Genomic DNA, 13,092 nt, shown 5'->3' with positions numbered 1-13,092 from the left:
GTATCTTGAAAATTATTTAAGAGAACTTGAGATATTACTTAATTCTGTTTTTTTGCTTGCCAACAATCTGCGTTGCTCAGATTCAGTCTGCACGTGGTGCTATTTTAAGAGGTGATATCAAAAAAAAAGAAATTGCTATCGTTTTTACCGGGCATGAATTTGCGGATGGTGGGAAATTTATTTCGAAAACTTTGAAAGAGGAAAAAATCAAAGCTTCGTTCTTTTTTACCGGAGATTTTTATAGAAATGGAAATTTCGGAAGCCTTATCAAAAAACTCAAAAAATCAGGTCACTATCTGGGAGCACATTCTGATAAACATCTGCTTTATTGTTCCTGGGAAAATCGGGATAGTCTTTTGGTTTCAAAAGAAGAGTTTCTGAGCGATTTGAATAAAAATTATGGAAAAATGGCCCGATTTGGCATCAAAAAATCTGAAGCAAAGTATTTCTTACCTCCATATGAATGGTACAACGACACAATCTCAAAATGGACAGAAGAATCAGGCTTAAAATTGATAAATTTCACCTCGGGTACACTTTCTAATACTGATTATACTACACCCGACTTGAAAAACTATAGAAACTCAGAAGTCATTTATAACAGTATAATTGATTATGAAAGAAAAAATACCCTCAACGGCTTCATTTTACTTATACACATCGGCACCGCACCCGAGCGAACTGATAAATTTTATTTAAGGCTTCCGGAATTAATAAAGGATTTGAAGGGAAAGGGGTATGAGTTTAGTAGGGTGGATGAATTATTAGAAAAGTAGAAATTTTATATATTTGTTAAATCAAAACTTAAATCCCTGAAGCACATGGAATTAAATGATTTATCCTATATAGTTAGAGGAGCGATTTTTACTGTTTTCAAAGAAATGGGACCGGGCCTTCTGGAATCAGTATATGAAGCAGCACTTATACTTGAATTAAAAAACCTGGGCATAAAGGTCAAAAGCCAAGTCAATATCCCTGTATTTTACAAAAATGAGAGACTAGGATTGGGTTTTAAAATGGATATTCTGGTTGAAGACCAGATTATTATAGAAGTCAAATCAGTTGAAATGTTGATTAATGTACACAAAAAACAACTGCTTAATTACCTTAAGCTTTCTGATAAACGACTGGGGTTTTTAGTAAACTTTAATGTTGATTCTTTAAGAGATAAAGAGAGTCTCGTAAGGATTATCAACTAAATTTTTGCTCACATAATACCACGAAAAACTTCTGTGCAATTCCATGACTTCTGTGCGAAAAAAACAGCTCACAGAATACTCAGAATACCTCGGAAAACTTCTGTGCAATTCCGTGACTTCAGTGCGAAAAAACAGCTCACAGAATACACAGAATACCACGAAAAACTTCTGTGCAATTCCGTGACTTCTGTGCGAAAAAAAACAGCTCACAGAATACACAGAATACAACGGAAAACTTCTGTGCAATTCCTTGACTTCCGTGCGAAAAATATAGCTCACAGAATACACAGAATACCGCAGAAAAGATCTGTGCAATCTTGAATACTTTGCGAAAAAAATCACCCAAACAATCCCCCAACCTGAGGCTCTACAAAAATCTTTTTGTCAGTAATAAATCGCCGGTTTTCATCCAAAAATTCGGTAAACATTTCCATGTAGTGGAGTTGGAGGCTGAAGTCGTAATTCTCAAGTGAATACACCTCATGCTTAATGGTTTCAAAATCATAAATAATGTATTCCATTTGAGAGAACCCTTTGTCTTTCAGTGCATAGAGATACAGATTCTGAAAATTGGTCTTGTATTTACTTTCTTTATAACTGGAAGTCGTTTTGATATCAATCACCCTCCCCTCGCCTGCCACATCGGCAAAACCGTAAAACTGAACATCAGCGTGGTTAAATTTAACGGCCAACTGAGAAACGAAGTTTTTGGGCAGCATTTCTTTTACTCTGAAGATAACTTCTAAATCAAAATCGCTTTTTTTATCTTTCAAAACTGCATCCTCAAAACTTGTTCCCCTTCTGAATTTCATCAAAGTTTGTTCATCAAAATCTGAAACACGGTTGATTCTGTTTAAAAGAGCACTGCGATGCTCAAGAGATGGGTTAGAAAGGAATTTTGCAAACTCATTGAGTAAGGTCGGATAAACCCGGTACCTGATGTCAGCCATTTTTTGCCAGGTTTTCGAGTTCTTCTTTTTGACGAAGATGGTGCCTGGTATGCATTTCAAGATTTTGGTACCATTCTGCTGCATTGAGCCATCCCAAAACTGGATGCAGGGTCTTATATTCGCCGGGATCCTGATTTAAAGGTTCAACCATCAGTTTTGCAGAATTTATAATCTCCTCAATTTCAGAAATATAAGCCGATTTGTCCCTCCCAACAATTTCAAGAGCATTCAATCCTGCCGGAACCTTAAATTTCATTGGCGGAAATCCCCCATATTTAAAAACATTTTCACCTGCAGCATTTTTTTCACCTCCTAGTTGACCGTTTCTCTGTTCCATACACCTTTTGGTATTGGCAAGGAAAAACTTCTTTCCGCTCAGACATACGTGCTCATACATTTGAGCCAAAGACCAGGTTTCAGGTGAAGATTTGTAAATAAAATCCTCATCAGAGTATTCCAAAAGACCATTTCTGTAAATTGCAAAAAGAGCCTCAGTTTTTGCAAAAATTTCATTTAGATTATTTTTATTCATAGGTTCAATCAGAAAAATCTTCTGAAATAGTAAAGGTTAAGCTCCAATATTCTACAGGGTTATGAGTCAGGGGGTTTATGGCTTCAACGGATTTGAGATAAATTATGATCATGGTAGCTGACGAAAGCTCGGCTTTCCCGTAAAACATCTGTACCACCCCATCTTCAGAATCATCCAACGGTTCTTTATCAAGCATCTTCATCAATCTGGAATCTGATGTGATATATTTTGAAAGCGTTTCTATGGCTTTTAATCCTTCTTTTTTGGTTTTATAGTAACCATAAGCGGCTTCATATACTTTGTATGAGTCAAAATCGTCGGTAATTTCATCATAAATATAACAGCTGTCGGCCAAAGGGATAGAAATCTTAGTGCTATAATTTTTAAATTCATTATTCTCCGAAAATGACTTTACTTCACCCATCACATTTTCAAAATCTTTCGGGCTATCAGCTATTAGTTTTTGTAAAATTGAACCAAAATTCATTGGCGTTTTATCTGGCAAAACCTTATTCTGAGCTATTACTGAGTTTTGTAATAATAAATACAAAATCAAAAGTTTCTTTATGTCCATTTTATTGTAAATATTTTCAAAGTCTTACTTGTATCATTTCACTAGGTTCGCTTTCATTTTGAACCCTGTCCAATGCCGTAATTGCATAATGATAAGTCTTTCCTGATACTGCCTTTTCATCGGTAAAACGTAATTCTCCGAAATTTCTGAAAATTTTCAGAATGTTTTTTGGATCCTTATAATTTGTGGTTTTACCATAATCAAACCTATATATCACAAAACTCTTAGCTTCATTTTCGGAGGAATTTTCCTGAGTTACATTCCAGCTAATTGTCGGCTTCCCATCTTTATTAAAAGTGAGCTTCACATCTATCGGTTTTAATGGAGGCACATCGTCTTTCCAGGCTACCAATGGTTGCAAAGCAGGATATTGATAGGCAGTTTTGATAGAATCTGAAATTGATAATTTGTTCTTTTTCAGCCAGTTGGCACTATAAAAAATACTTCCACTCACTTCTTCAACATTTCTAACAGCAGCAATCTGTTTGGGAATCTGGCGGACATCAGACCATCCGGCGTCTTTTGAATCAGCTCCTGCTTTATAGATTGCATGACCAACGAAAAGATTACATTTCACATTTGTCCCGGCCCACCAATCAAGAAGTGGCTGAAAAGGGACTTTTGGGTGCTCAAAAGCAAAATAAATCTGGGGAGCTATATAGTCGATCCAACCTTCTTTGGCCCATTTTCTTGTGTCAGCAAACAGTTCATCATACGATTGCCCGCCTTGGGTGGGAGAACCCTGAGGATCCACGGACTTATTTCTCCAGATACCAAAGGGGCTGATACCAAACTTCACCCATTTTTTTTCAGAATTGATGGCATCCGAAATCTGTTTAACCAAAATATTGACATTGTCTCTTCTCCAGTCACCCAAATCTGAGATTCCACGGTTATAGTTTTTAAAGGCTTCATTATCGTCAAAAACCTGACCAGCAACAGGATAAGGGTAAAAATAATCATCAAAATGTATTCCATCGATATCATAATGCCTGACCACATTTACTATAAGCTGAGTAATATATTCCCGCACTTGCGGAAGACCAAAATTATAGATTTTATGCCCATCATAGGCAATAAACCACTCAGGATGCTTAATTGTAATATGATTAGCATCAATAGATTTGGCATTGCGGTACTGTCCGCGGTTAAGATTAAACCAGGCATGAAATTCCATATTTCGGCTGTGTGCCTCTTCGATCATAAATCGCATGGGATCATAAAATGGCTCGGGGGCTTTGCCCTGAGTGCCGGTTAACCACTCAGACCAGGGCTCCAGGCTGCGTGCATAAAATGCATCAGAAGCGGGACGTACTTGTACAAAAACAGCATTTAATCCCAATTGAGACTGAAAATCAAGCATTTCCGAAAATTCTTGTTGTTGCTTATCGGAACTCAGCCCTTTAGCCGATGGCCAATCTATATTTTCGATGGTGGCAATCCAGACGCCACGCATTTCTCTTTTGGGTAGAAGTGATTTATCAACATTTGAAACATTTGTGGAGGGTGAAGGCAATTTTTTGGTACATTGAATCATTAAAATACTCAAAAAAAACAGCACCACTATCTTAAATCTCATATAGGGCTTTTTAGAATTTCCAAAATTAAAACTTTCTTCTCAAAATAAATCACAAGTCCCAATCATTCTATTTTTCGGCTTTCGCTTTTTCAATTAAAAAAAAATTTGTGTGTATTTTTAAGTATAAAACAAACCCGGAATCTTTCAAATCGTTGTCTATTATTTTGCACAAAAAACACATTTAGACACAAAAAAATACTAGTTTTTGACCTATAAATTATCACTTTACTGTATTTCAAGCCAAAATTTTACTTAATTTTTGCTACTTTTGCATGTTTTTTAAGGGTTTCAAAAAAATACAATTAAAATGCTTTTAAGTGAACAGGAGATTTTAAGAAGGCAGAAGAGGGAAGAATTGATGAAAATGGGTATCAATCCTTATCCGGCAGAAGGATTTACTACCAATACCACCATCAGAGATATTTTAAAACATTGGAAACACAATAAGTTTGATTTCAAAGATGTATCGGTTGCAGGCCGATTGATGAGTTTCAGGATCATGGGCTCGGCTTCATTTGTCGAAATACAGGACGAAACCGCCAGAATTCAGTTGTATTTCCGTCGTGATGACCTTTGTCCTGATGAGGACAAAACCCTTTATAATACTGTATTCAAAAAACTTTTGGATATTGGAGATATCGTGGGCATCAACGGTTTTTGTTTCGAAACCCAAACCGGGGAAATCTCTATCCATGTAAAATCATTTACGCTATTAAGTAAGTCGCTGCGTCCGCTTCCAATTGTAAAAAGGGACGACGACGGCAATATTCATGACGGTTTTACTGACCCTGAGCAGCGTTTCAGAATGCGTTATGTGGACCTTATTGTGAATCCTGACAACCGTGAGATTTTTGTAAAAAGGGCAAAAATAATTTCTACCATGCGTAGGATATTTGATGATAAAGGCTGGCTGGAAGTTGAGACACCAATTCTTCAACCTATTCATGGAGGAGCAGCGGCCAGACCTTTCAAGACGCACCACAATACATTGGATATGCCATTGTTTATGCGTATTGCCAACGAATTGTATCTCAAAAGACTGATTGTCGGTGGATTTGACGGGGTGTATGAATTTGGGAAAATGTTCCGTAACGAAGGCATGGACCGCACGCATAACCCGGAGTTTACATCATTAGAATTCTACATTGCCTACAAAGACTACAACTGGATGATGAGTCTGACCGAGGAATTGCTCGAAAAAGTTGCTGTTGCCGTAAATGAAGATACAAAAGTGACTTTCGCGGGAAATGTGATCGACTTTGCGGGTCCTTATCCTAGACTTTCGATCATTGAAGCCATTGAAAAATATACAGGCATAAACGTAGATGCCTCTTCTGAAGCGGAATTGCGTACAAAATGCAAAGAATGGGGCATGGAAGTGGACGATACTATGGGTAAAGCCAAGTTGATTGATGAGATTTTCGGAGAAAAAGTGGAAGACCATCTCATTCAGCCGACTTTCATCATCGATTACCCGGTTGAGATGTCGCCACTGACCAAAAAACACCGTTCAAAAGCCGGAGTGGTGGAGCGTTTTGAGCTGTTTATAAATGGAAAAGAGGTGGCCAACGCTTATTCAGAATTAAACGACCCAATAGATCAAAGAGAGCGTTTTGAGGAGCAGCTTCGCCTGGCTGAGCGTGGTGACGAAGAGGCTATGGCCATGGACGAGGACTTTATCAGAGCACTGGAATATGGTATGCCACCGACAGCCGGTATAGGTATTGGTATTGATCGTCTCACGATGATGATGACCAATAATCAGAGTATTCAGGAGGTTCTGTTCTTCCCGCAAATGAGGCCTGAGAAAAAAGTAGAAGTAGCTACTGTAGAGGATTTTGTAGAAGCCGGCGTGCCAGCGGTGTGGGTACCTGCATTGCAAAAAATGGGTTTTTACACAATTCCTGCTCTTAAGGAAGCCAACCCAAACAAAGTCTTCAACGACCTGGGCGGTATGCGTAAAAAACTAAAAATAGACGAAAAAATGCCATCCAAGGAAGAAGTGGAGGCGTGGATTGCCTGAGATTTTATAGATGATATTTTGAAAAATCTGGAAGTGAAAGCTTTCGGATTTTTTTTTCATTTCTCATTTAAATATCGTCCAACAATTTCTTCAATATCCTCTTTTATAAACTGCCAATATTTGCCTTTTAAGCAAATGGGTTCAAAATCAAAATCAGCCGAATCAAAAGAAACTAAATTTTTGATAATCAAATTTTTATCGTGTGAATAAGGATATCTCCTTTTATGCAAATCCAGCATTTCGGTTAAACTAAAGTTTGAAAACAATTCATGAATATCCCAAAAATCTTTTTTTCTTCCTCCTCTTTGTACAACATCAATTTTCATTGCAACGATTTCTGACACAGTAGCTAATCGAATATCCCCTTCGACTTTCGCATCTTGTATAAATGTATCAGAATAGTAAACATCAAGTTTAATGGCATTTTGCCTGTCTTTACCAACAATATAGGATTTCCCAAATCCTGATTGGGCAGTACTGAATGAATCAAAATATTCAAAATTAGATTTTAGATAATTTTCAATTGAACCAAAGTCAATACTTCCATATTCTAGATCACTAAATAAATCTATATCAACTGAAATTCTGTGACCTATTTGCAAACTTAAAGCAGTGCCACCTACAAGCCTGAATTCATTAAATTCCGGTGCATTCATCAATTTCAACAAGACTTCTTTTAACAGATCATTTATTGTGTTGAAGTAAAGCATTGTAGATTAAAAAGTTTATTCGGTTTCGTCTAGCTTTTAAATATTCAAGTTGTAAAATCTTATTATTTCTTTCTTTTCCTCTTCATTACCCCTTTCCATTACACGTTGAATTACAGCATTTTGATGGCTTACCCAGTCTAATTTTTCAATATCGGTATCCCAAAAAATAGTTTTTCTGATGATATTAAAATCAGGTGTAATTTTAAACTGACTTTTCTTTTCCTGCTCAATTTCAAAATAAGTTTGAAGGAGAGAAAGTGTTCCCTCCGGAAGCCCAAGTTTATTCTCAGCTTTGAGTGAAAAAGGGATGTTCATCCTCCTTTTGCCTTTTGTGATAGCATTAAGCGTCTGAGGGTGTTCACCAATCGAAAGTGCAAAAGGACGTTTTGAAATAGCTTCTTTCCGAAGTATTCGGTCCAAAACTATCCCCGGATGAATTCCCTTATATTTTTCAAATTCAATATCCACGAAACAAATGTAAACATTTTTGTTTACATAATCAATATTTTTTTATTTCCCCTCAAAAACCCTAAGCTGAAATTCCTTTGGCGAAAGATTTTTCACTTGCTTAAAAGTGCGACTAAAATAGGAAAGCGAATTAAAACCGCATTGAAAGCCCACCTCTGAGATATTCTGATTTTCGGTAAGTAGTAAACAGGCCTGATTGATTCGAAATTGATTCAGGAAATCGGTGAAAGTAACGCCAAAATTCTTTTTGAAATAGTTGCAGAATGCGGGCACGGTCAAATTGCTAATTTCGGCAACTTCGTTGGTGGTAATATCCCGGGCATAATTCTCTTTGATAAAATCAAAAATCCTTCTCGCTCTTTGTTGATCTTTCGTAAATGTACCTTTTTCAAAAACTCTTTCATTCAAACAAAAATAATCATTGGTTTCTGAAAGACTTTTAAGGATTTCTATCAATACCAAAAAACGTTCAATACCATGAATTTGCCTTATTTTAACAAATTTTTCTCGCAATAACTCTCTGGTTTCTTTCCCAAAACACAAACCGGTTTTTGATTTTTCAAGAAGCTCAAGGATGGCCAAAAATTCTGGTGAGCGATGGATGATTTCATCAGAAAACTGAACCACCACTTCTTCATGCATTGCAAGTGCCCCATATCCAAAACCCGCATGAGGAAGATTGGAACCAATCAAAACGAGGTCACCGCTTTCATAATAACTCACATGATTACCCACATGCCTTCTGCCGATTCCATCAAAAACAAATACCAGCTCAACCTCGGGATGATAGTGATAGTTCCACTTGAAAACATCGGCCATAACGTTATGATACAGCACCCTCAACGAAGAGCCCGCATCAGGGCTTATTCTTTCAAGTTGAACCATTTGAGTAAATGTTAATTTTGTACAAATATTAAATAAATTATTGAAAAATTATATACATTTTCTTTCATTATTTTGCACTTAATATATATACTTGAAAAAAATTAACCTATGATGAATCTAAAGCGAACCGTAAAAGTTCGCTTTAATTTTATCTCAACCTTACCTGAACCTATGAATCACTGGAAACTCAAAGTCTCTTTGTTTCTCAACTATTTTGTGTTTGCTATATTGCTAAACTCTGTTGGAATTGTCATTTCCAAATCTATCAATGTTTACAAAGTAACCGAAACCAACGCATCGATTCTGGAAGCATTCAAAGACCTTCCAATTGCAATAGTTTCTCTGTTGGTGGCTTCTTTTTTACCAAAATTTGGTTACAAAAAAGCCATGATGGTTGCCCTGGGAATCGTCTTTTTCGGTTGCCTGAGCATGTATTTCGGCAATTCATTTTTCAATGCCAAAATGCTTTTTTTGAGTATCGGGGTAAGTTTTGCATTAATTAAGCTTTCGGTTTATAGTCTGATAGGCGAAATCACCTCTTCGCAGAAGGAACATACTTCTTTTATGAGCTCCATTGAGGGCTTTTTTATGGTGGGCATTGCAAGTGCTTATTTTTTATTTCCGTTTTTTTACAGTGACACCAATGTTGATAGCTGGCTAAATGTATATCTGTTTTTGTGTGTCTTGATTGCTCTTTCATTTTTGTTTTTATTATTTGCAAAAATCGACCTAGATACCTCACATTCAAGCTCTTCACTCAAAGACGATCTCATGGATTCTGTCAAGCTCATCATACTTCCTTTGGTTTTGATCTTTGTAGGTTCGGCGTTTTTCTTTGTCATGATCGAGCAGGGAATCATGACCTGGCTACCCCGATTTAATCAAAAAATATTCTCTTTTTCTGAAAAATTAAGTGTGCAAATGGCCTCCATTTTAGCTATTTCACTGGCAGCGGGAAGGTTTTTGGCCGGATATGTATCTAAATTTATTTCGTGGGTTTATATCGTAATTGCCTGCTCTTTGGTGGCCATGCTTATATTATTTTTGGTATTGCCGAAACTGCAAATCTCAGGTGAAGTCACGCAGATTTCGGCATTAAGCGATGTGCCGTTTTTAGGTTTTGTATTACCATTAATTGGCCTTTTTATCGCCCCCATCTACCCATTGCTCAACTCCGCGGTTTTGAGTAGCTTGCCTAAGCACCTGCATTCGGCAATGTCGGGCCTGATCATCATTTTCTCAGCTTTGGGTGGCACGATTGGTTCCAGAATTGTCGGGACGCTTTTTGAAAGAATCGGAGGGGTAAACGCCTTTTATTTTCTGATGATCCCGATAGGCTTGCTGATTGTGTTTGTTTTGAGAATCAACAGTATCATTAAAAAACAAAATCCGGCAGACTGATGGCAACAGTAGTTGAAAACAAGGAGCTTTTTGCCGCTGTGCAGATGGCCGGAGTCTTCGAAGATTCCAAAACTTTTCCTGATCTGGAGCCCACAAAAAGTATGGCAGAAATTTCCAGGAATTTTAATAAGGCAAAAAGCAAAGCTGGATTTAACATTAAAATTTTTGTGAATGAAAACTTTGAACCCAAACCTCAAATCAAAGAAATTTATGCTTCAGATAAAACCATTGCCCCGGAAAATCATATTCACCGACTATGGGATTTTCTGACCCAAAAAACACCTGAGCACTCTCCCGATTCCACGCTTATCAGCCTTCCAAAACCATTTGTGGTGCCGGGTGGGAGATTTCAGGAGGTATATTATTGGGACAGTTATTTCACGATGCTGGGTCTGATTGTCTCCGAAAAATACGAGCTGGTCGAAAACATGATTGAGAACTTCGCTTATCTCATTGATACATATGGTTTCATACCCAATGGCAACCGCACTTATTTCCTGAGCCGCTCTCAGCCGCCGTTTTTTAGTTTAATGGTAAAACTTTTGGATACTTTTCCATCTGTAAAAAAACCAAAGGATTATTTGTCTCAATTATTGAAAGAATATGATTTCTGGATGAGCAAAAGAGCCATAAATATGCCGGGAGGTGAGGTTTTAAACCGATATTATGATGATGATCCATCCCCACGGCCTGAGTCATACCGGGAAGATGTAGAACTGTCCGAAAACGCTGCACAAAAAGCCGAATCACTTTTTCTGAATCTGAGGGCGGCATGTGAGTCGGGCTGGGATTTCAGCAGCCGATGGCTGGAAAACCCGGAAGACCTGGGTACGATAAATACTTCTGAAATTGTGCCGGTGGACCTGAATTGTCTGCTTTTTCATCTCGAAAAAATGATTTCAGAAATTTCTCCTGAAAAACACTATGCCTTTGAAATCAGGGCTGAATCCAGAAAAAAAGCCATAGAAAAATACTTTTGGAATGATGAAAAAGAATTTTTCTGCGATTTTGACCTGAAACAGGAAATGCACCGTGAAAATCTCACGCTGGCAGGAGTTTTCCCCTTGTATTTTGAAATTAGTAAAAAAGAAAAAGCAGAAAAAACAGCTGAAAAAATCAAGAACGAATTCCTGAAAAATGGCGGATTGATTACGACTACCACCGTTAGTGAGCAACAATGGGATGCACCCAACGGCTGGGCACCGTTGCAGTGGATGGCATATGTTGGCTTGAAAAACTATGGATTTGACGACTTGTCCAAAAAGATACAGACCAATTGGCTGACCTTAAACGAAAAAGTATTTGCAACAGAAGGGAAATTTACGGAAAAATATAACGTAAGCTCAGAAGAAACGACCGGCGGCGGAGAATACCCCAACCAGGACGGTTTTGGCTGGACCAACGGGGTTTATCTGGCCATGAAGCATGCTGAGTTGTTTTAGGTTATTGGGATTTGAGTGTGGGACTTTGTTTGAATATTTTGGGGAAAGACTTAAAGTGTTATAAGCAGCAAACTTCTTGAATTCAGAGGCCTTAAGAGATTCTAAATGAAGAACTTTTTCCTAACCGATTATCTCCCCATCTTCAAACTCCAAAATAGCTTCAACGTTTATTTGATATCTCCCTGTACTTCTTTCTTCAGATGAAAGTAGAATTAGATAATTAATTTCGTCAAATTTTGTGATTTCATAATTAACAATTTGATTATTTAATCCATCATAAAAATTAGAATTTTCATCAAAATGAAGAAACGGTAAAGATTTAAAAAAAGCATTTTCTATTTCAGAATCCTTAAATTTTAAATTGTGTATGTATTTTTGCCCCCATTTGAAAGCATTTCCTACCTTTATCTCTTTGCCTTCAAAAATCACTTTATGGTTCCATGTGTAAAATTCTTCGTCTGGTCCATCATAAATTTGTTTCGGTTTAAAATTTGCTTTTTTCATTTTAAAATATTTCAATAATTTTATCAACTTTTAAATTTGTAATTCCATCTGGTAGCAAATACTGAGTGCTACCACCAGGCTGCCCAAACCAAGGTATTATTTGCCCAAAATATACGTCTATGATTTTTTTAAGAAATTATTTCCCCCTCTTCAAATTGCCAAATCTCTTCCACATAAACTTTATAAATCATTCTATTTACCTCTCCACAAGAAATAATTATTAAAAAATTCCCAATTTCATTTTTAAAAATAAAATAATTAGAGCTTAAGTTTTCAGTTCCATGGAAAAAAACAGATCCTGAAATATAAGATTTTCGAATTTTAGTACCATTGAAAAAATAGTGTCTTAAATTTTCATTTTCGAATATTAATTTATCCAAATAATTGTTAGAAAAACTATTTAATTCTATTCGTAAATCGAATATTTTTTTAGAATAAAGAGAAAAAAAAGTTGATTTTTTTTGAATTGTCAATTCATCCCCAAAAAAAATCTCTTTGGTTTCTGTTTCTATTTTTTTCATTTTATAATACTTTTATAATAATCCCTTTATTGAGCAAATCCATAATTCTTTCTGGCAATTTCAATTGGATTCCCCCTACACCTTTTTTTCCGAACCTTGGAATAATAGTTTCTACGTCTAAGAAACCCGATTTGATTAAGTCTTAGCCAAGAAATCTGTGGCCGCCTCCATGCAGAAGTAAATATAGAAATTCTTTTGAAAAGAAATTCAGGATTACAAATCCTTTTTAATTTAGCTTCGACATAGGGAAAATGTGGAAGAGTTTGTTTCATTTCAGAATCTAAAAATCAGAGAATTTTAATTT

Annotated in this window: 15 protein-coding genes; 5 read left to right on the top strand and 10 right to left on the bottom strand. The window is 36.6% G+C overall.

Going from position 1 to position 13,092, the window contains the following annotated elements; all coding sequences use genetic code 11:
- Positions 1-26: 26 nt before the first annotated feature.
- Both IPP61_11375 and IPP61_11370 read left to right on the top strand, forming a co-directional pair.
- Positions 27-776, top strand: a complete 750-nt coding sequence (locus IPP61_11375) for a polysaccharide deacetylase family protein (GenBank protein ID MBL0325765.1) — start codon at positions 27-29, stop codon at positions 774-776.
- A gap of 45 nt (positions 777-821) precedes the next feature.
- On the top strand, positions 822-1,199 hold the full coding sequence (locus tag IPP61_11370) for a GxxExxY protein (protein ID MBL0325764.1): 378 nt from the start codon (positions 822-824) through the stop codon (positions 1,197-1,199).
- A gap of 338 nt (positions 1,200-1,537) precedes the next feature.
- Here IPP61_11370 and IPP61_11365 read toward each other — a convergent pair whose 3' ends face one another.
- From IPP61_11365 to IPP61_11350, 4 genes are read right to left on the bottom strand one after another with little or no spacing between them, the layout of a single operon-like run.
- Positions 1,538-2,149 carry a hypothetical protein gene (locus IPP61_11365; GenBank protein MBL0325763.1) on the bottom strand — a complete coding sequence of 204 codons (612 nt, stop codon included), beginning with the start codon at positions 2,147-2,149 and terminating at the stop codon, positions 1,538-1,540.
- Complete coding sequence (locus tag IPP61_11360) at positions 2,142-2,681, bottom strand: DinB family protein (GenBank protein ID MBL0325762.1); 540 nt, start codon at positions 2,679-2,681, stop codon at positions 2,142-2,144. The genes IPP61_11365 and IPP61_11360 overlap by 8 nt, the downstream gene beginning before the upstream one ends.
- Before the next feature lie 4 nt (positions 2,682-2,685).
- Positions 2,686-3,255 carry a hypothetical protein gene (locus tag IPP61_11355; GenBank protein MBL0325761.1) on the bottom strand — a complete coding sequence of 190 codons (570 nt, stop codon included), beginning with the start codon at positions 3,253-3,255 and terminating at the stop codon, positions 2,686-2,688.
- Positions 3,256-3,271: 16 nt separating this feature from the next.
- Complete coding sequence (locus tag IPP61_11350; protein ID MBL0325760.1) at positions 3,272-4,792, bottom strand: family 10 glycosylhydrolase; 1,521 nt, start codon at positions 4,790-4,792, stop codon at positions 3,272-3,274.
- A 349-nt stretch (positions 4,793-5,141) separates the two neighbouring features.
- On the opposite strand from IPP61_11350, the gene lysS reads away from it, so the two are divergent.
- Entirely contained in the window at positions 5,142-6,857 is a 1,716-nt protein-coding gene (lysS, locus tag IPP61_11345; GenBank protein MBL0325759.1) for a lysine--tRNA ligase, read from the top strand.
- A 56-nt stretch (positions 6,858-6,913) separates the two neighbouring features.
- On the opposite strand, the gene IPP61_11340 is transcribed toward lysS, so the two are convergent.
- Genes IPP61_11340 through IPP61_11330 form a run of 3 tightly spaced genes read right to left on the bottom strand, consistent with a single transcriptional unit; the run spans position 6,914 to position 8,920 of the window.
- Positions 6,914-7,567, bottom strand: coding sequence for a nucleotidyl transferase AbiEii/AbiGii toxin family protein (locus IPP61_11340; GenBank protein MBL0325758.1), 654 nt, complete (start codon positions 7,565-7,567; stop codon positions 6,914-6,916).
- 36 nt (positions 7,568-7,603) lie between these two features.
- Positions 7,604-8,035, bottom strand: coding sequence for a plasmid maintenance system antidote protein (locus IPP61_11335; GenBank protein MBL0325757.1), 432 nt, complete (start codon positions 8,033-8,035; stop codon positions 7,604-7,606).
- A gap of 42 nt (positions 8,036-8,077) precedes the next feature.
- Positions 8,078-8,920 carry an AraC family transcriptional regulator gene (locus tag IPP61_11330; GenBank protein MBL0325756.1) on the bottom strand — a complete coding sequence of 281 codons (843 nt, stop codon included), beginning with the start codon at positions 8,918-8,920 and terminating at the stop codon, positions 8,078-8,080.
- Between the two features lie 171 nt (positions 8,921-9,091).
- Here IPP61_11330 and IPP61_11325 point away from each other — a divergent pair, with 171 nt between their 5' ends.
- Positions 9,092-10,321 (top strand): MFS transporter, encoded by a 1,230-nt coding sequence (locus IPP61_11325; GenBank protein ID MBL0325755.1) that lies wholly within the window; start codon positions 9,092-9,094, stop codon positions 10,319-10,321.
- The gene (treF, locus tag IPP61_11320) at positions 10,321-11,763 is read left to right on the top strand and encodes an alpha,alpha-trehalase TreF (GenBank protein MBL0325754.1); all 1,443 of its coding nucleotides are present in this window, start codon (positions 10,321-10,323) and stop codon (positions 11,761-11,763) included. The genes IPP61_11325 and treF overlap by 1 nt, the downstream gene beginning before the upstream one ends.
- Positions 11,764-11,883: 120 nt before the next feature.
- Here the strand turns inward: treF and IPP61_11315 are convergent, their stop codons facing one another.
- The 3 genes from IPP61_11315 to IPP61_11305 are packed head-to-tail and all read right to left on the bottom strand — an operon-like array spanning position 11,884 to position 12,788.
- The gene (locus IPP61_11315; GenBank protein MBL0325753.1) at positions 11,884-12,267 is read right to left on the bottom strand and encodes a hypothetical protein; all 384 of its coding nucleotides are present in this window, start codon (positions 12,265-12,267) and stop codon (positions 11,884-11,886) included.
- Position 12,268: 1 nt separating this feature from the next.
- Positions 12,269-12,391, bottom strand: a complete 123-nt coding sequence (locus IPP61_11310; protein MBL0325752.1) for a glycohydrolase toxin TNT-related protein — start codon at positions 12,389-12,391, stop codon at positions 12,269-12,271.
- A gap of 4 nt (positions 12,392-12,395) precedes the next feature.
- On the bottom strand, positions 12,396-12,788 hold the full coding sequence (locus tag IPP61_11305; GenBank protein MBL0325751.1) for a hypothetical protein: 393 nt from the start codon (positions 12,786-12,788) through the stop codon (positions 12,396-12,398).
- Positions 12,789-13,092 lie beyond the last annotated feature (304 nt).

The sequence above is a fragment of the Cytophagaceae bacterium genome (genome assembly GCA_016722655.1).
In the GTDB taxonomy this organism is placed as follows: domain Bacteria; phylum Bacteroidota; class Bacteroidia; order Cytophagales; family Spirosomataceae; genus Leadbetterella.
This window is presented reverse-complemented; position numbering and strand designations above follow the sequence as displayed.